We start from the raw sequence: 17,956 nt of genomic DNA on the forward strand, positions 1-17,956 counted from the left end.
GTGACCGCTGCGCCCCTGCTGCCCGGGCCACCGGGGGCCGTCCCGCCCGGTGGCCCGGGCTTCCGAGACCCACTGACCCGGACGTTGCTCGCCCACGACGGCTATACCACTCCGGCACTGGAAGCGATCGTCGACGCCGAACTCAGCGTCCGGGTCGTGTGCCAGCACGACACGAGCGCCGCCGGGCTACCCGGCACGGTGCTCGACGCGCTCCGCCTGTCGGGGCAGGACCGGGTCCTCGTCCGCAGATCCCGGCTGGTGCACGGGGAGCTGACCGTCTCGCTGAACTATGTCGTCGCCGCGCACGGACGGGCGCGTACCTACGGCGTGGACGATCTCGGCAGTCCCATCGGACGCAGTCTGATGTCGCGGGGCGTCGCGCAGCGGCGGCGCATCCTGCGGACCGGCCTGGCGCGGTGGCCGGATGGACGCCTGTGCGCGGCACGGGCCTATGTCCTGCTCCTCGATCAGCCGCTCTGCTATATCCGCGAAACGTTCAACCCCGGGGTGGTGTCCCCCGAACACGACCCCGGCCTCGACGAAGGTCCGGATTGGCACGACGAACCCGATTCCCGGCGCGCCGAGCCGGATTGATCCGGCCGCGCTCAGCATTCACCCAGCGATTGCGATATCGCCCGCGCGGACTATAGTTCTGCACCGAACTGATGAGAGGCACGCATGAAACAGGCTGTCGCTGTAGCAATTCCATGGACCCGGCCCTGCCACCATGGCGAATTGTCCCGAACAGCGATACCCGCCCACCGATCGACCGGTGCATGAACGGGATGGCGAACGACTCGACCTCACCGAAAACTGCCGTAGCCGTGCGACACGTTTGCCCGTGCTGTAGTCAGTGAAATTTGTGGGGGAACAAACAGCCAGGGCGCATGAGTCCGCACGACGAGCTCGCGCCGAATCCCATCTCGTTCGAGTCTCGTAACTGGAGTCATACCCTTGTCCACACCACGCCGTAGCCCGCTGTCACAGTCGCCGATGACGACGGGGGCGTTTCCCGCCGCGCCCGGACCGGTCGCCGAACCCCCGAGCCCGCGCTACCCGATGTACACCCAGGAGTTCGCCACGGACCCCCATCGTGCGTACCGTGCGATGCGGGAACAGTTCGGGCCGTTGGTCCCGGTGGATCTGGCCCCCGGAGTGCCGGCCACACTGGTGATCAACCACAAGATCGCCGTACGTATCCTCAACGACCCCGACCACTTCCCGGCCGACCCCCGGTACTGGCAGGAAACGGTGCCGCAGGATTCTCCGGTGCTGCCGATGATGAAATGGTTCCCGGCCGCCCGATACAACGTCGGTGACGTCCACGCCCGCTATCGGCAGGCATCCGCCGACAGTATCGACGGCGTGGACCTCAACGCGTTGCCGTATACGGTCGAGCGAATCGCCACGCCGTTGATCAACGACTTCTGCGAGCACGGCACCGCCGACCTGATGAATCAGTACGCCTTCCCCTTGGCGCTGGAGATCATCAATCACATCTGCGGCTGCCCCGACGATATCGGCAGGCGGATCGCGGCGGGTATGGCCGCGCGCTTCGACACCGTGCGGGCCGAGGAGGGTATGGGGATCCTCAAATCCGCGCTGATGGAACTGATCCACCTCAAGCGCGACCGGCCGGGCGACGATGCCACCTCACGGCTCGCCCGACACACCACCGGGCTCGACGACGTCGAGGTCTTCGCGCAACTGATGAGCTTCTACGGGGCCGGTTTCGAAGCCCAGCGCAACCTCATCACCAACGCGCTGCTGCTGATGATCACCGAGCCGCAGTACGGGCCCGGGAACACCTTCGGGGGCAATCTGTCGACCGACGACGCCATCGACAACGTCCTCTTCAACGACCCGCCGATGGCCAACTTCTGCACGACCTACCCGCGTCAGCCCATCCCGGTCGCCGATACCTGGCTGCCCGCCCACCAGCCGGTGGTCATCAGCCTCTCGGCCTGTAACAACGACCCCGAGATCCGCAACGACCTCGACACCCCCGGTGGCAGTTTCGTCGGTAACCGCTCCCACCTCGCCTGGAGTGTCGGACCGCACGCCTGCCCGGCGCAATCACTGGCCCGCACCGCCGTACGCAGCGCGATCGATGTCGTGCTCAACGCGATCCCCGATCTGGGCCTGGATACCCGGCAGGACCTGGTGTGGCGGCCGGGGCCGTTCCACCGGGCACTGGCCGGGTTGCCCGTGGTCTTCGAGCCCGCTCCCCCGCTACCCGTGATGTAGCACTGCCAGGATTGCCGAGCCACCCCATGATCTTCCTGCTGGCCGATCTCGTCCTCATCATCGTGGCAGCCCGCCTGCTCGGCGGGTTGGCCCGGCGGCTCGGCCAACCCGCCGTCATCGGCGAGATCGCGGCCGGCATCCTGGCCGGGCCCACCGTCCTCGGCGCCGGCCTGTCGGAGGCGATCTTCCCGGTGGAGGTGAAGCCGCAGCTGACCGCGCTGGCCGATATCGGCGTCGTGATCTTCATGTTCCTGGCCGGGCTGGAGATCGACCGCGACCGGTTGGCCGGGAGCGGCCGTTCGATCCTGGGGATCGCCGTCGCCGCGTTCGTCACGCCGTTCGTCCTCGGGTGTGCCCTCGCACTCGGGCCGCTCGCGCGCCACCACGATGGCAGCCGGTTCGCGTTTCCCCTCTTCCTCGGGTGCGCGCTGGCGGTCACCGCCTTCCCGGTCCTGGCGCGGATACTGCAGGACCGGGGGCTGTTCACCACGCGCCTCGGCCAGCTCGGCCTGGCCGGCGCCGCGGTGGTGGATATCTTCGCGTGGTGTGCGCTGGCCCTGGTCTTCGCGTCCGCCCGGCCGGAGGTCGACGATCACTGGCGGCTGCTGCTGATCCTGCCGCTGGTGGCCGTGCTGTGGTGGGTCGTGCGCCCGGTCCTGGCGCGCGCCCTCACCGCCGAACGCGGTGAGACGGCGACGGTCCTGGTCGCGGTCTGCGGGGCCATGACCACCGCCGCCGTCACCGAATGGATGGGACTGCACCTGATCTTCGGCGCCTTCCTCTTCGGTGTGATCTTCCCCCGCCCGCAACGCCCCCGGGCCGAACCGGGCGCCCAGCTGGTGAGCAGCCTGTTCCTGCCGGCATTCTTCGTGGTCGCGGGGCTACGCGTCGATCTGAGCGGCCTGGACCGGGCCGCGGTCGTCGAGGCCGTGGTGATCGTGGCCGCCGCCGTCGCGGGCAAGCTCGGCGGAACATATCTCGCCGCCCGGCTGTGCCGTCTGGACCGCCGTACCGCGGGTGCGCTGGCGGCGTTGATGAACACGCGCGGTCTCACCGAACTCGTCATCCTCAATGTCGGATTGACACTGGGTGTCATCGACACCCAACTGTATTCCGTCCTGGTGCTGATGGCCCTCGTCACCACGGCGATGACCGGGCCGTTGCTGACCGTGTTCGGCGTGCGGCGGCCGCCACCGCCCCGAATCGGCGGGGAACTCCCCGGAACACCACCGAGCGAAGGCCGGACCACTCCCGCGGCGCCGGCCTGAGAATTCGCGTGGGCCGCTTCTTCTGGTCCGCTACCGTGCAGCCGGACTCGTGGCTGCGCCGAAGCCCGCGCCCGGATCCGCCCGGAGCCTTCGGGTGCGGCTCGGCCCACCTCCGCCGAGCGACCTCGCCGGACCGGTCAGAGCATGGCGGCGCGGGGGACCTTCAGCCCGATCGCGGTCGCCCCGGCGAGTTCGCGGGCGGTGTCGTAGTCGAAGACCACATGCCCGCTCAATACGTCGACATCACGTTTCAGCCGCTGCATCGGATGGTCGCTGAAGTGCACACTCGCACCGGAGGCGGACAGGAGGTCGGCGATGACCGCCCGGGACTCCCGCACGATATACGCGGCGGCCAGCCGGGCCTCGGCCCGGACCGGTACCGGCACCGGTGTCCCGGCGTCGAGCAATCCCTCGATCTCGGCCACCGTATCGGCGAGCAGACCGTGCACCGCGCGCAACCGGACCCGGGCCTGCCCGAGATGCGCCTGGGCTATGGGTTTGTCCCGCTGGCGGGAGCCGCCCTCGTAGAGGATGCGGCCCTCGAGCCGTTCGGCGAATATGCCGGCGGCCCGTTCGGCGGCACCGAGGGCCGGCATGGCCGCCGCCAGCGACAGCGCCGGTACCAGCGGCCACCGGTAGGTGGTGGCGTCGTGCAGCCGGGCGCCGGGAGTGTTGCCGCTGTAGATGTCGAGCACCCGCACCAGCCGGTGTTCGGGCACGAGAAGATTCTCGATGACCACGTCGTTGGACCCGGTGGCCCGCATCCCCTCGGTGTGCCAGACGTCCTCGATCACCACACCGTCGGCGGGCAGCAGCGCGAGAGCGAGGTAGAGATCATCGGTCGGGCCGCACAGTGCGCCCACCATGATCCAGTTCCCGCTCATCACCCCGGTGGCCCAGGACCAGCGGCCCGACAGCAGCACACCACCGTCGGCGGGGATACCCCGGCCGGTGGGCGCCAGCGGCGCGGGACACAGGAAGGGTCCGCGACCGTATCCCTCCTGCTGGGCGGTTTCGGGGAAGAGCGCGAGCAGCCAGTTGTGCAGCGCGTAGAAGCCCAGGGTCCAGGCGCTGGACACACATCCGTGTGCCATCCGGCGGATCGGGTCGAGTACGGCGGGGAACTTCTCCTCCCGTCCACCGAACCGTTTCGGCACCAGCGCACCGAGAAATTCCGAGGCCACCGCGTCGGCGATCGTCTCGTCGGGCAGCCTGCGCAACTCCTCGGCCGCGCGCGCCCGCGCGGCCAGTGCGTCGACAAAGTTCTGATCGATACCGAATGCGCAATTCGACCCCGCCGCAACCATATTCGTCACGCTAACATACCCAAAAGTATGTCGCAGGGATCCCGGAGAACTCGCCCACGCAGCGACATATACCGGCAAATACTGGCGTTCACTGGACTTCCCTGGAATTGCCCCCTACATTTCACCCCATGCCCACCGCCGAGGCGCTCGAAGCGCGCATAGCCGAGTTACGCGCGCAAGTGCGCCGGGCCGCCGGATCCGGCGACCGGACCGCGGCCCGCCGGTTGCGGGCCCAACTCCGGGCCGCCGAAACGGAATGGGACGCCGCGGTTCTCGGCGCCCCGGAAACACCCGCGCCGGCCCGGCAGTCCACGGCGGCGGTACCGGTCCGGGAGCACGTACATCGCGCGCTCACCCTGCTGTCCGTGCCCGCCGCCCCGAAACTGGTACTCGCCGTGCACGACGCGTTCTTCTCCGGAGAACTGGTCCCGGCGCGGCTCACCAGCCTGCGCCGGGACGAGGAGCGGTCCTTCCGGGCGGCGCCCTACGCCCGCCCTTACTACATCTGCGCCGCCATGACCACCGATCTGCTGGCCCCCGCCCGCGGCCTGCTGGCAGTGAGCACCTGGTCGTCGGCGCAGCGTATGGTCGGGCCGTTGAGTCCGCGCGTGGACCTGCTCACCGCAGCCATCCGCTTGGCCCGGTACATGATCGACCACGGAGGCACATCCGCGGGGCAACGCGTGCTGTGGCAGCTGGCGGTGTCCATCCCCGGCGCGACCGACGGGAAGAACATCGACCCGGAGATCGTGCGGGCGGCCGCGGAACGGGAACTAGAGGTGCACAGAGACGACGACATACAGCAGCGGGCCGACGCCGCGGAGCGGGCGGTACGGCAACTGGCGGATCCCGCGGCGCAATTGTTCGGCGTTCGGCTCGCGGTAGCCGACCGGCGACGGAACGGGGCCTGAGATGACGCTAGCCGAGAAGACACTGACCAACCGGCTCGACGAATTGCGCGGCGACGCCCCGGCCACCCGGCACAATGCCCGGACCATCGCCGCGCTCACCGCCAATCCGGGCTGCGCGCGCCGGGCCCTGCTGGACGCCGCGGCGGTGGACAAAACCGTGATCGCCCAGGAACTGGGCTTCCCGCCGAAATTCGGTCAGTCCCCGTTCGCGATCACCCGCGGTAACAGCTTCGAGGCCATGGTTAAGGCGCACGGCTGCGCCGAACTGCTGCGACTGCTGCGCGAAGAGCTCGGACTGACCATCCCGGAGGTGGGATACCACGACCTGGAGACCGTCGGCGACAATGCGAGCAATTCGGTGCGCTACCAGCGCACCAAACAGCTCCTGGGCCAGGCGCTGAGCTCCGGCCAGGGCACTCTGTTCGACCATCCGATGCTGCGCTTGGAGATCGCCGGCGCCACCGCCTATCTGGAACCGGATGTGGTGGCCCTGCAGATCGGTGGACTGTTCCACGTGGTGGAGATCAAATCGTTCGCCGTCGTCGACGGACAGGCCGATCCCGCGCAAGTGGCCTCGGCGGCCCGGCAGTCGGCGGTCTACGTCCTGGCCATGCGAGAGCTGTTGCGCGAACTCGGGCAGTCCCCGGAACTGGTCGCGCACAATTCGATCCTGGTGTGCGCCCGGGATTTCACCAACCGCCCGACCGCCGCACTGGTGGATCTGCGTAAACAGCTCGCGGTGATCGGACGCCAGCTGTCCCGGCTCACCTCGATCGATACGCTGCTCGACCTGGTGCCGCCCGGCGCCTCGTTCACACCGGGCGACGGGCTGGCGGGCACCGTCGCGGCGATACCGTCACGCTACGCCCCGGAATGCATGTCCAGCTGTGAACTGGCCTTCGCCTGCCGCTCCGAGGCCCGGACCCAGGGCTCGGTGGACACTCTCGGCCGCGGCGTTTGCGACGACCTCGGCGGTATCGACAACCTCGACACGGTGCTCGCCCTGGCCGACGGCACCCTGGACCCGGGTCCCGAACACGCCGATATCGCGGAGATGCTCCGCCGGGCGCGGGCGCTGCGCCTGGAGGTCGCCCGATGAGCGTGCTCAGCGCGCTGGCGAAAGTGACCGCGGTACGCAGCGGTCGCGCCGAACCGATCGCCGACCGGCGGCACTACCATCTCTCGGATCGTCCCCTCGTGCTCGTGCCGCTGCGGCTGGCCGGTGAGGCCGCGGCGCCGCTGGCGGTCGCGCTCGGATCGTCCCCGCACGATATGACCGTGCTGATCGTGGCCCAGCCCCGAGATCGGGTGCTCCGCCTGCGGTTCATCGAACACTTCGCCGACCGGGTGCTGCCCTATATCTCGTCGTTCTGCGAGGACGCCGAGGAACTGACGGTGAAATCGACCGGCGAGGCCTACCTGCGCTACCTGGACGCACCGCAGCTGCTGGTGCCCAATCCCGGTGGCGCCGAATTCCTGCGACTGCTGGGCCGGTCGGTGCGGTTCCATCGCACCGAGGGTGAAAACGCCGTCCCGGAATCTCTTCCGCTGCTGGGACGCTGGCTCACCTGGTTCGGTGACCGGTCCGATTTTCCGGGATCCAGTGTGTGCCTGGCGATGACCTCCGTACTCACCACCCACTGGGCTTCCGGGCAGTCCGCGCTCGAGGACGGTAATCTCGCCGCCCTGCTCGGCTGGATCGATCCACCCGCCGGAATGACGGGGCCGGAGGCCGCCGCCCTGGCCGAGGACCCGCTGGCCTATCCGCCGGCCGGCCCGGCCACCGATCCCGGTTTCGACAACGAGGAGCTGGCGCCCCTGATCGCCGCCTACGACGGCGCCGAGCACGAATGGGCCAAGGTCGTGGCCGCCGAACGACTCGAACAGGCGTTGCGCGGACAGCTGGAACCGACCTGGCGGCTGATGTGGCGGGCCGTGGAACTGCTGCGCGTCCTGCCGGAAGGCGCGAGCGTGGCCAAACGGTGGACCGACGACCGCGCCGCGTTCTCCTGGTTCGTGGCCGATATCCCGGAAGGATATCCGCAGGCCCGCCGCGACTCGGCGGTATCGGCGACCCGGCGGCTGCTCAAACAGGAACAGGCACTGGACACCTTCCAGGCACAGCGCGCCTTCGACGACCCCCGGGTCCTGATCGAATACCGGCTCGTCGGGGAAGCGTTCCAGGGCACGGTCAGCGGGTGCGAACCGGACCGGCGGGCGAAACCGAAATCCCGCGAAGTACCGCGCCCCTATCTGTGGGTTCATACCGCCGACCCGTTCCGGGCCCGCGTCGGGGAAACCCTCATCCGGATCGACCGGCCCGCGCAGAAGGCCGAGGTCGTCGCGGTGGCCGAAGATGTGATCCAGCTGGAACTGGTCAGCGGGATGGGACAGGGCAAGAACCCCGCCGCCGGCAGTGTCCCCGAGGAGGGCGACGCGATCGGCTTCGCCCGCTTCTCCCCCAGCGGTTTCGGCGGGCCGCCCGCCAAACTCCCACCCCGGGAGGAGACCCCGTGGACCCACGGCGGCCCACCGCCCGAACCGACCCTCGAATTCGCGGAGGAGTGGTCATGAGCACCGCGGACGAGGTGGTCGGCCGGATTCTCGCCGACCTCGACCATGCCGCCCATCGCGCCCTGGTCGTGGATTCCCCGCCGGGCGCCGGTAAATCCACCCTGGTGGTGCGCGCGGCCCGGCAGCTGGCCGCGGCCGACGACGAACAGCGAATGATCGTGGCGCAGACCAACGAACAGGTCGACGACCTCATCGATCGGCTCGCCACCGCCGACCCCGCCCTACTGATCGGACGGTTGTCCGCCGGCGACTACCGCCGCAGCGCCCGGATCGACCGCGACAATGTCGAGGTGGCCAACCGGCCCGCCGATCTGGAGAAATGCGCGATCGTGATCGGCACCGCCGCGAAATGGGCGACCTTGGACGAGGGCCGCTGGTCGTATGCGATCGTCGACGAGGCCTACCAGATGCGCTCGGATATGTTGCTGCGGATCGCCAACCGGTTCGAACGCGGCCTCTTCGTCGGCGACCCCGGCCAGCTGGACCCGTTCGCCACCGTCGACGGCGACCGCTGGGCGGGCCTGTCCTGGGATCCGACCATGAGCGCGGTGGCGGTGATGCTCAACCACAACGCGGGCATCCCGGTGCACACATTGCCGGTGTCGTGGCGACTGCCGCCCTCGGCGGCCTCGGTGGTGTCCTCGGCGTTCTACCCCTTCGCACCGTTCGCCGCCGGAACCCGCCCCGAACAGCGCCGGCTCGAATTCACCACCCGCGGCCTGCGCGGCCCGGTGGACGACGTCCTGGACGAAGCCGCCGCGCACGGCTGGGCGTACTACGAATTGCCCGCCCGGCATACGCTGCGAACCGACGGAGAAGCGGTGGCCGCCATCGCCGATCTCACCTGCCGGCTGCTGGAACGCGGCGGCGTCGCACATTCCGAACACGGCAGCCGCGAGATCGACGCGACCCGTATCGCGGTCGGCACCGCGCACCGCGACCAGGCCCAGGCGGTACGCGACGCACTGGCGGGAACGGTGGCGGAGACGGTCACCGTCGACACCGCCAACCGGCTGCAGGGCCGCGAATACGACGTCACGGTCATCCTGCATCCGCTCTCCGGACGTCGCGACGCGGGCGCGTTCCACCTGGAGGCCGGCCGGTTGTGCGTGCTGGCGTCCCGGCACCGGCACGCCTGTATCGTCGTGGGCCGTGCCGGAATCGGCGAACTCCTCGACGCGCACCCCTCCGCGGAGCCGGTCTATCTCGGAGTGCCCGTGAAATTCCCCGACGGCTGGGAGGCCAACCAGGCGGTGCTGGGCAGACTGGCCGAACACCGCATCGCCGCGCCGGTCCGCGCCCGGTGAGCGGGGCGGCGGCGCGCACGCGCCCGGTTGCGCAGCGATTGCCGTCCGCCGGCTCCCGGGGCACCATGGCGGGATGCGAGTCCTCATCGAGCTCCGCCCCTCCCCTGAACTGATCTCCGCCGCAACAGATTCCGCGGCCGGGATATCCGCTACCGAGATCACCGGCGCGGTCCCCGGTTTCACCGTCGACACCGGCTACCGCCCGGTGTCCGTTCCCGCTGCCCCGGTGGTGAGTGACACCACGGGCGGGACCGGCGGTTCGTACGTGGTGCGCGGTGAGATCCCCGACGACGACCCGGCCGCCCGGGCCGCGGTGGCGGGCGCCCCCGGCGTGACCGGCATCTTCGCGGATCCGGTGATCGAACCGGTGCTCACCTGCGGCGATACCGGTCCGGTCGGCACCTGGACGGATGTCGCCGACCGACTCGGCCGCGACGAGCTCACCGCCGCCGGACTGACGGGTGCGGGCGTGGCCGTGGCCGTGCTGGACACCGGGATCAATGCGGCGGCGGTCCAGCGGGCGGCCGGTGCCGCGATAGCGATCGACGCCGCCCGGAGCTGGAATCCCGCCGGGGTCCGCGGCACCGCCGGCGAATTCCCGGTCGACCACGGCACCATGTGCGCCTTCGACGCGCTCATCGCCGCACCGCAGGCCACCTTCCTCGATATCCCGCTGTTGCAGAGCACGCGCTCCGGTGGTAGCCGGATGGATGGTCTGCTCTCCGACGCACTCGCCGCGTTCGCCCATCTGCGTACCGTGCTGACCGCGCAGCCCGAGGACCGCCGTGCCCTGGTGATCAGCAACAGCTGGGGTTCGTTCGCCCCGCAGTGGGATTTCCCGGTCGGCGACCCGGGCAACTACTCCGACAATCCCGGCCACCCGTTCAATGTCATCGTCGCCTCTCTGGACGCGGCGGGCGCCGATATTCTCTTCGCCGCCGGGAACTGCGGCCGCGACTGCCCCGACGGACGCTGTGCCTACCCCGAGCGGCCCATCACCGGAGCGAATTCGCATCCGAACGTGCTCTCGGTCGGTGGCGTAGACACCGGCGGACAGCGGATCGGCTATTCGTCGCAGGGTCCCGGCCGGCTCTCCGATCGCAAACCCGATCTCTGCGCCTACTCCCACTTCCTGGGTTCCACCGCCTTCGGCGCCGACGCACCCGATACCGGTACCTCCACCGCCTGCCCGGTTCTCGCCGGAGTCGTCGCCGCGTTCCGCACCCGGTGGACGGCGACCGAGGTACCGCCCGCCCGCTTGCGGGAACTGTTGCGCAGCACCGCGGGTGATCGGGCGGGCGCCGGATTCGACTACGACTACGGGTACGGCATCGTCGAGCCCCGAGCCCTGCTCGCGGAGCTGCAGAAAGCTGCGGCCCGCGCGTAGCCTGGGGGAATGCCGCTGCTGACCGTCTCGCTGCCCCCTGGCTCGGTACTGGCCGACGCCCTGCGGGAACTGGGACTGGCCGAGGACGAGGTCGACCGCGAATACGGTTTGATCGCGGTCGACCCGGATACCGGCCGGTTCGCGCTCCGGGTGGCCGCGAGCGCGGCCGCACGGCTGGCCACCGGTAGCGCGGCCACGGTCTTCGCGGACCCGCCCGTCGAACCGCTGGACGACGCCGGGTCCATGGGGCGCGACGAACCCGGCCGTTGACCGAAAACCCCTGGTCCCAGCGTGATTCCAGCCTCATCCCCGGTGCCGGGGTGCTGTGATCGGTCACCGGATGTGGTATCCGTAGCTCGTGGAAGGTGTGGAAGGTACAGAGTTCGGTCGTTACCGACTGCTCGATCCACTGGGGGCGGGCGCCATGGGGGAAGTACACCGCGCCTACGACACCGGGACCGAGCGCATGGTGGCGGTGAAGGTGCTGTCGCGGGAATTCGCGCAGGACACCGTCTATCGTCGGCGGTTCCAGCGCGAAGCCCAGCTGGTGGCCCGGCTGCACGAACCGCATATCGTGCCCATCCACGATTTCGGCGAGATCGACGGCCGCCTGTTCCTGGAGATGCGCCTGGTGGAGGCCCCCAATCTGGCCGCGTTACTCGCGGACAAGGGATCGCTGCCCGCCGCCGAGGCCGTCGCCGTGATCGCCCAGATCGCCGCGGCCCTCGATTCCGCACACTCGAGCGGGGTGGTGCACCGGGACGTGAAACCGTCGAACATCCTGATCACCACGGAAGGTTTCGCCTATCTCATCGATTTCGGAATCGCCCGCAGCAACCAGGACACCACACTCACCCGCGCCGGCACGATGATCGGCACGCTCGCCTATATGGCGCCGGAACGGCTCACCCTGGACGAGGTCGACGCGCGTTCGGATGTGTACTCCCTGGCCTGTGTCCTCTACGAATGCCTGGCCGGCACGAAACCGTATACCGGCGAGAGCGTGGAGCGGCAGATCACCGCCCATCTCACCGAACGTCCGCCGCTCCCCTCGGCCGCCGGTCTCCCGCCCGCCTTCGACGCGGTCATCGCGCGCGGGCTGGCGAAGGATCCGGACCAACGTTACGGGTCGGCCGGGGAGTTGGCGTCGGCGGCGCAGCAAGCGCTGGAACCGGCCGACGCCCCGCGAACGGGTAGGCGGGCCGCCGTCACCTCCCCGGTGGACTATCCACCGGACGACAATCCGGACGGCGGCGATTCGCCGGGTGTCGATTCGCGAATGGACATTTCGTCGGTCGACGACCCACCGGGCTCCCTCTCGCCGCTGGACAACGGGCCGGCCACCTCCCCCGCTGCCACACCACCCGCTCCCTTCCCGCCCGCCGCCACCCCACTCGTCGGCCTCTCGCCGGATGACAACCCGCCCGTCGGTTTCTCGCCGAGCAACAAAATTCCTGGCGCCGGTTTCTCGCCGGGCAACTACCCACCCGCCGACGGCTTCTCACCGGCCGCATTCAAGCCCGCCGTCACCCCATCCACCGACCGCCCACTCACCCTCGGTACGCCTCACGGCACCCCGTCCGCTACGCGGTCCCGTGCCCGTGCCAGGACCGCGGCCGCGGTGGCCGCGGTCGTGACGGCGGTCGTGAGCGTGTCGGCACTGGCGTTGACCGGGGAGGACACCACCACGGTCACCGACGCACCGGTACCCACGGCACCGTCGGACGTGCCGGCCACCGCGGTGCCGGGTGATCGGGCAGCCGAGATCGTCCCCACCCCCGCGCCGCGGCTCCCCGGACAAGAACCGCCTCCTTCGGCAACCCATTCGATGCCGGTGGTTCCGTCCGAACCCCCGGCCGCGCCGGGAACCACTGTCGCGGAGCCGGCACCCACCACACCCGCGGGTGACCCGGTGGACCAGCAGCAGCCCGCGCCTCCCGAACCTCCGCTGCCGACCACGAGTGTCGCCGCGCCTCCGACCACCATCACCACCACCTCCGAACCGTCCGGCACGTCGACCTCCCCCACCACGACCACCGACCCCGGGACCAGCACCACCACTCCCTCCGCCGGCGAGACCACGACGGCGACCCCGCCGGAAACCACCGGTACCGGCGACGAGACGAGCGCCGCCGCGAGCAGCGCGACCACCGAGCAGCCCCGCACCCGGGGCAGCGCGATCTCCACTTCCTCCGGCCACGTTCCCGCCACCGCCCCCACCGCGACCCCGCCCACCACCTCGACCCCCGGCCCGGCCTCCACCTCCACGCCGATCTCCCCGGCCCCGGACTCCGCCCACCTCCCGGCCCCGCCTCCTGCTCCGGTCTCCCCTTCCGCTTCCGCGCCTGCTGCCACCGGCGGCTGAACCCGGTGTAGGGCCGGGCAACGAGGCAGTCGTCGTGACGACGAGCGGGGCCGCCGGCAAGCGGCGGTGGCCACTCGCCGCGTCCGCGACACCGGATCGCGAGCGAACCGGACGGGTGACCGGCGTAACAACGACTCGGCAGCCGTGAAAAGGACTCCGCCGCCCCGGCAATAATCGTTGCGAGCAGGAAATTCGAAATCCGGAGGTCGTAATGAACGCGGAACCCGTGGGCGCCGAACGCCGGGCGGTGATCGTGGGTGCCGGCGTCGCGGGGCTCACGGCCGCCATCGCGTTGCGGCAGCGCGGCTGGCGAGTCGAGGTCCTGGAACGGGCCTCCGGGGTGGAACCGGCCGGGTCGGGACTGAGCCTGTGGCCCAACGGTCTGCGTGGTCTCGATGTGATCGGTGTCGGCGCCGCGATCCGCGAACAGTCGCTGGCGGCGACCGAGGGCGGTATGCGCGATACCGCCGGGCGTTGGCTGTCCCGCACCGATATCGCCGCCCTCCGCGACCGTTACGGAGACCTGGTGGTGATCCACCGGAACCAGCTGTCGGACCTCCTGCGCACCGCGCTGGGCACCGGCCCCCTGCGGTTCGGGTGTGCGGTGGAGGCCGTCGAGTTCACCGGTCGTGGCGTGCGGGTGCGGCACAGCGCCGGGACCACCGACGCCGACCTCGTACTCGGTGCCGACGGGATCAACAGCACACTCCGCGCCACCCTGTGGCCGCGCGCCCGGCGGCCGGTGTATGCCGGATACACCGCCTGGCGGACCATTGTCACTCCGGCCGAACCGGTCCTCGCCGGTGGCGAGACCCTGGGCCGCGGGCAGCGTTTCGGTATCGCGCCGCTGCGGGACGGAAGGGTCTACATGTTCGGCACCGCGAACCTGCCGGCCGGGCAGCGTGACCCCGGCCGGGAACTGGACGAACTGCGCCGCCGGTTCGGCAGCTGGCACGACCCGATTCCGGCGCTGCTGGCAGCGGCCGACCCGGCGGCGATACTGCGGCACGATATCTACGAACTGCCGCCACTGGACACCTATGTGCGGGAACGGGCGGCGTTGCTGGGCGACGCCGCCCACGCCATGACCCCGAACCTGGGCCAGGGCGCGAACCTCGCCGTCGAGGACGCGGTCACCCTGGCGGCCGTGCTCGACCGGGCACCCGATATCCCCGGAGCCCTCACCGAATACGACCGGATCCGCCGGGCCCGGGTGCAACCGCTGGCCCGGCTGTCGCATCGGATGGGCGCCGCGCTGCAACTCGCGCTGCCGGCGGTGACGCCGGTACGCAACGCCGTACTGCGCCTGGCCCCGGACGCCGCCGCGCTGCGTGCGCTGGGGCCGGTGCTGTCCTGGGCGCCGCCCGCCTGATCCGCTACACCCACTCTTTGCGGGCCAGCTCGAGAATTGTCGGATGCATGAGCGTCGACGGCTGCTCGCCGGTGTCCCGGCGATCCGGCGCGAAGATCGTCGCGGCCGGCAGGCTCAGTTCGTCCATCGAACGCAGCGGAGCCGGCGGGTCCAGCGCGAGCCGCGGCTCGGCGTCACGGGTGGCCTGGACGAAACCCCAGTCACCGAAACTCGGGACGTCCACGTGGTACGGCAGGATGTTCAGGCCGGAGGTACGGACAGTGGCCGCGATACACCAGTACGAATGCGGGGCGAAGAACGGCGAACCCGCCTGCACCACCATGGTGCCGCCAGGGGCCAGCACCCGGGCCGTCATCGCGTAGAACTCGGTGGAATAGAGCTTGGCGATGGAGGTCTGGTCCGGATCGGGCAGATCGACGATCACCGCGTCGTAGTCGGCAGCGGCGGTACGCAACCAGGAGAACGCGTCCGCCGTGACCACCCGCACCCGCGGATCGGCGAAAGAATTCCGGTTGAGTTCGGTGAGCCGCGGATCGGTGCGGGCGAGCTCGATCACGGCCGGATCCAGTTCGACCAGCGTCACCGACTCCACATCGGGATATTCCAGGATCTCGCGCAGCGCCAGCCCGTCGCCGCCGCCGATCACCAGTACCTCCCGGCGCGGCCCGGCCAGGGTCGGATGCACCATCGCCTCGTGGTATCGGTACTCGTCCACCGACGAGAACTGGAGATCACCGTTGAGGAACAAGCGGGTATCCCGGGTTCCGAACGGCGACACCGATTCGGTGAGCACGATCTTCTGGTATTCGGTCTGCCGCTGCCAGACGATCGGATACGCGAACAGCGCCTGCTGGGCGGTGGCCTCGAATCGGTCGGCGTAGACATAGCTGCCGACCAGCACCGCCGCCACCAGCAGGGTTACCGCGCCCAGAGCCACTTTCACCAGGTGGGACAGGTCGGCACGGAACCAGATGAGCACCAGTACCAGCCCGGCCACCGCGTTCACCACTCCGACGATCAGACTGCCGCGGATCTGCCCGAACACCGGCAGCAGCAGGAACGGGAACGCCAGACCGCCGAGAAGGGCGCCCACATAGTCGGCGGCGAACAGGTCGGCGACCGCGCTGCCCGCCTCCTGTTTGCGGATCCGCTGCAGCATCTCCATCAGCAGCGGGATCTCGGCGCCCACCAGGGCCCCGATCACACACGATGCCGCCACCAGCGCCGCCGTGTACAGGTCGAGCCAGGCATAGGCGGCGTACAGGCCCAGCACCGACAGGCCGCCCACCAGCGCGAGCGCCAGCTCCACGACCACGAAGGCAGTGGCGGCCCGCTGTCGCAACGGTTTCGCGGCCAGGGCGCCGACCCCCATCGCGCAGACCATCACGCTGAGCGTGATCGATGCCTGGGTGGCGGTATCGCCGATCAGATAGCTGCCCAGCGTCACCAGGGACAGTTCGTACACCAGTCCGCACGCGGCGCAGACGAAAACCGTGGTGAGCAGGGCCAGTCGCGCGAACCGTCCGGGGACGGGCGGCGCGTCCACCATCGGTTCGACCGACTCGGTGTCGGACGCGTCGGCGACCGGCGGAAGTTCCGGCGCGACGGTGCCGGCCCGAGATTCGTTCGGTGGCAACTCAGGTCAGCGCGGACGCGACCACCGCGGCCACCGCGATGTGCACCGCCGCACTCACCCACACACCCGGATGCAGTTCGTGCTCGTTCACCACGCCCCGGAACTCGCCGGGCGTGGTGAACTCCAGCAGCAGAAACGCCAGCGCCATCGCCACCAGCCCGATGACCCCGTACACCGCGCTGGTGACCAGCGCCTGCCCGATCGCGCCGTCGGAGGTCCAGATGGCGGTGGCGACGATAATGCCCACACCCAGCATGTTCGCGGCGACCAGCAGCGCGGCGTTGCGGTTGCGCTCCACCCAGATCTGGTGACGCAGGTTGCCGGGGGTGAGCACATCCACCAGGACGAACCCCAGCACCATCAGGACGATCCCGAGGCCGGAGTAGGCGGCCGCGGCGCCGGCGTTCGCGGGCAGGTCTTCGAGCATTGTTTCCTCCTGGGAATGGATCCGAACGGGCGGGCGGCGGTTACTTTCCGTCGCCGGAGCCGCCGCCACGGAAGCCGGTGTTGTCGCTGGGCCAGCCGAAGACGGCGATCGCGCTGTGGTGGCGGCGGTGCCCGGTCCGGTAGTCGTCGAGCAGGATCTTCGCGCCGGACCCATTCGGCGAGATCGCGACAATATCGTTGCGATACTGCAGGTAGGTGGTGGCGCCCGCAGTGCGCCGGTCCAGCGGTCGCGCGGCCTTGGCGATCTCGTCGGCGGTCGCCGTCGGCGATTTGCCCGCCGTGTACGCCAGCCCGTTGTTCGCTTCGTCGAGCTTCGGGGCACGCGCATAGTGCGAGGTGATGTAGGCCCGGACCCCGTTGTCGTCGTCATCGTCATCGGATCCGCATCCGGACAGCACAACGGCGAGAACAGCGCAGAGCACCGCGACCACCCAGGACTTACGACTCACAGCAAACCTTCCCCCGTCCGGCGCACAGTCCCTCCGGTGCCGCAGCTATCGCTCAGTTCGACGACTGCGGGTAGATCATAATGGCACTCCGGTACAGCACCTGACCGATCGCGGCTTCCTTCTTGCCCGATTCGCCGAAATCCTCGAACGAGAGCCTGGTGCCGTCCGCGGCGGCGTAGTCGTGATAGGCGACAGTGCCCGAGGGGGTGAGGCCGGTGGTCGCCTCGCCGACGTACTGGGCGCGCCCCGACTCGTCGAGCCGGAACGTCTTCCCGTCGTACTCGATCTCTTCCCCGCCCGCCGCCGGGACTCCCGGTGTCTCGGTCCACAGCACCAGCTCGAGATCCGGGTCCTCCTCCACCGACAACCATTTGCGGGTACCCCTCGCGGTATCCAGCAGATGCTCACTCCACTGGTAGCCGCCCTCTTTCAGGCGTAGCGAGCCACGGACGGTGTAGGTCTCGCCGAAGATGTCGACGATATCCCCCGCCTTCAGCGCCCGCGGATCACCACGCAACGCATCGGAATCCTTGTCGGCGAACGGATCCACGGGGCCGGCCGGGACGGCCGGCTCGTTCTTCTTCCGTACCAACAGGAACAACGCGACCCCCGCCACGACAAGCGCGACGACGAGCAGGACGAGCAACAGCGCGTTGATGGTGGCCTCCCTCTGACGGTCTCAGCGG

At 69.7% G+C, this 17,956-nt stretch carries 16 protein-coding genes; 11 read left to right on the top strand and 5 right to left on the bottom strand.

The annotated features are described in order from the left end of the window. The 3 genes from NF4_RS13475 to NF4_RS13485 all read left to right on the top strand — a co-directional run bounded on the left by NF4_RS13475 (position 1) and on the right by NF4_RS13485 (position 3,515). The gene (locus NF4_RS13475) at positions 1-594 is read left to right on the top strand and encodes a hypothetical protein (RefSeq protein ID WP_063127692.1); all 594 of its coding nucleotides are present in this window, start codon (positions 1-3) and stop codon (positions 592-594) included. Between the two features lie 399 nt (positions 595-993). Next, positions 994-2,247 carry a cytochrome P450 family protein gene (locus NF4_RS13480; RefSeq protein WP_063127693.1) on the top strand — a complete coding sequence of 418 codons (1,254 nt, stop codon included), beginning with the start codon at positions 994-996 and terminating at the stop codon, positions 2,245-2,247. Positions 2,248-2,258: 11 nt separating this feature from the next. Next, positions 2,259-3,515, top strand: a complete 1,257-nt coding sequence (locus NF4_RS13485; RefSeq protein ID WP_063127694.1) for a cation:proton antiporter — start codon at positions 2,259-2,261, stop codon at positions 3,513-3,515. 137 nt (positions 3,516-3,652) lie between these two features. Here the strand turns inward: NF4_RS13485 and NF4_RS13490 are convergent, their stop codons facing one another. Beyond that, positions 3,653-4,822, bottom strand: coding sequence for an acyl-CoA dehydrogenase family protein (locus NF4_RS13490; protein WP_063127695.1), 1,170 nt, complete (start codon positions 4,820-4,822; stop codon positions 3,653-3,655). 128 nt (positions 4,823-4,950) lie between these two features. On the opposite strand from NF4_RS13490, the gene NF4_RS13495 reads away from it, so the two are divergent. The 8 genes from NF4_RS13495 (at position 4,951) to NF4_RS13530 (ending at position 14,738) form a co-directional block, all read left to right on the top strand. Then, positions 4,951-5,733: a hypothetical protein gene (locus tag NF4_RS13495; protein WP_063127696.1), complete on the top strand. Its 783-nt coding sequence runs from the start codon at positions 4,951-4,953 to the stop codon at positions 5,731-5,733. A 1-nt stretch (position 5,734) separates the two neighbouring features. Then, complete coding sequence (locus tag NF4_RS13500) at positions 5,735-6,832, top strand: hypothetical protein (RefSeq protein ID WP_063127697.1); 1,098 nt, start codon at positions 5,735-5,737, stop codon at positions 6,830-6,832. After that, the gene (locus NF4_RS13505) at positions 6,829-8,307 is read left to right on the top strand and encodes a hypothetical protein (protein WP_063127698.1); all 1,479 of its coding nucleotides are present in this window, start codon (positions 6,829-6,831) and stop codon (positions 8,305-8,307) included. Before NF4_RS13500 ends, NF4_RS13505 begins: the two co-directional genes overlap by 4 nt. Then, complete coding sequence (locus tag NF4_RS13510; RefSeq protein ID WP_063127699.1) at positions 8,304-9,614, top strand: AAA domain-containing protein; 1,311 nt, start codon at positions 8,304-8,306, stop codon at positions 9,612-9,614. Before NF4_RS13505 ends, NF4_RS13510 begins: the two co-directional genes overlap by 4 nt. A 73-nt stretch (positions 9,615-9,687) precedes the next feature. Beyond that, complete coding sequence (locus NF4_RS13515; protein WP_063127700.1) at positions 9,688-11,001, top strand: S8 family serine peptidase; 1,314 nt, start codon at positions 9,688-9,690, stop codon at positions 10,999-11,001. Between the two features lie 9 nt (positions 11,002-11,010). Beyond that, the gene (locus NF4_RS13520; protein ID WP_063127701.1) at positions 11,011-11,271 is read left to right on the top strand and encodes a hypothetical protein; all 261 of its coding nucleotides are present in this window, start codon (positions 11,011-11,013) and stop codon (positions 11,269-11,271) included. Between the two features lie 97 nt (positions 11,272-11,368). Next, the gene (locus NF4_RS39255) at positions 11,369-13,366 is read left to right on the top strand and encodes a serine/threonine-protein kinase (RefSeq protein ID WP_232330449.1); all 1,998 of its coding nucleotides are present in this window, start codon (positions 11,369-11,371) and stop codon (positions 13,364-13,366) included. Between the two features lie 211 nt (positions 13,367-13,577). Then, complete coding sequence (locus NF4_RS13530; protein WP_063127703.1) at positions 13,578-14,738, top strand: FAD-dependent monooxygenase; 1,161 nt, start codon at positions 13,578-13,580, stop codon at positions 14,736-14,738. Between the two features lie 4 nt (positions 14,739-14,742). Here NF4_RS13530 and NF4_RS13535 read toward each other — a convergent pair whose 3' ends face one another. From NF4_RS13535 to NF4_RS13550, 4 genes are all read right to left on the bottom strand, one after another. Continuing rightward, entirely contained in the window at positions 14,743-16,287 is a 1,545-nt protein-coding gene (locus NF4_RS13535; RefSeq protein ID WP_063127807.1) for a polyamine aminopropyltransferase, read from the bottom strand. Positions 16,288-16,375: 88 nt separating this feature from the next. Continuing rightward, positions 16,376-16,801: a DUF350 domain-containing protein gene (locus tag NF4_RS13540; RefSeq protein ID WP_030523977.1), complete on the bottom strand. Its 426-nt coding sequence runs from the start codon at positions 16,799-16,801 to the stop codon at positions 16,376-16,378. A 40-nt stretch (positions 16,802-16,841) separates the two neighbouring features. After that, on the bottom strand, positions 16,842-17,270 hold the full coding sequence (locus NF4_RS13545) for a DUF4247 domain-containing protein (protein WP_063814575.1): 429 nt from the start codon (positions 17,268-17,270) through the stop codon (positions 16,842-16,844). A gap of 52 nt (positions 17,271-17,322) precedes the next feature. After that, positions 17,323-17,916 carry a DUF4178 domain-containing protein gene (locus NF4_RS13550; protein ID WP_232330450.1) on the bottom strand — a complete coding sequence of 198 codons (594 nt, stop codon included), beginning with the start codon at positions 17,914-17,916 and terminating at the stop codon, positions 17,323-17,325. Between the last annotated feature and the right edge of the window lie 40 nt (positions 17,917-17,956).

The sequence above is a fragment of the Nocardia fusca NBRC 14340 genome (assembly GCF_001618425.1).
GTDB lineage: Bacteria > Actinomycetota > Actinomycetes > Mycobacteriales > Mycobacteriaceae > Nocardia > Nocardia fusca.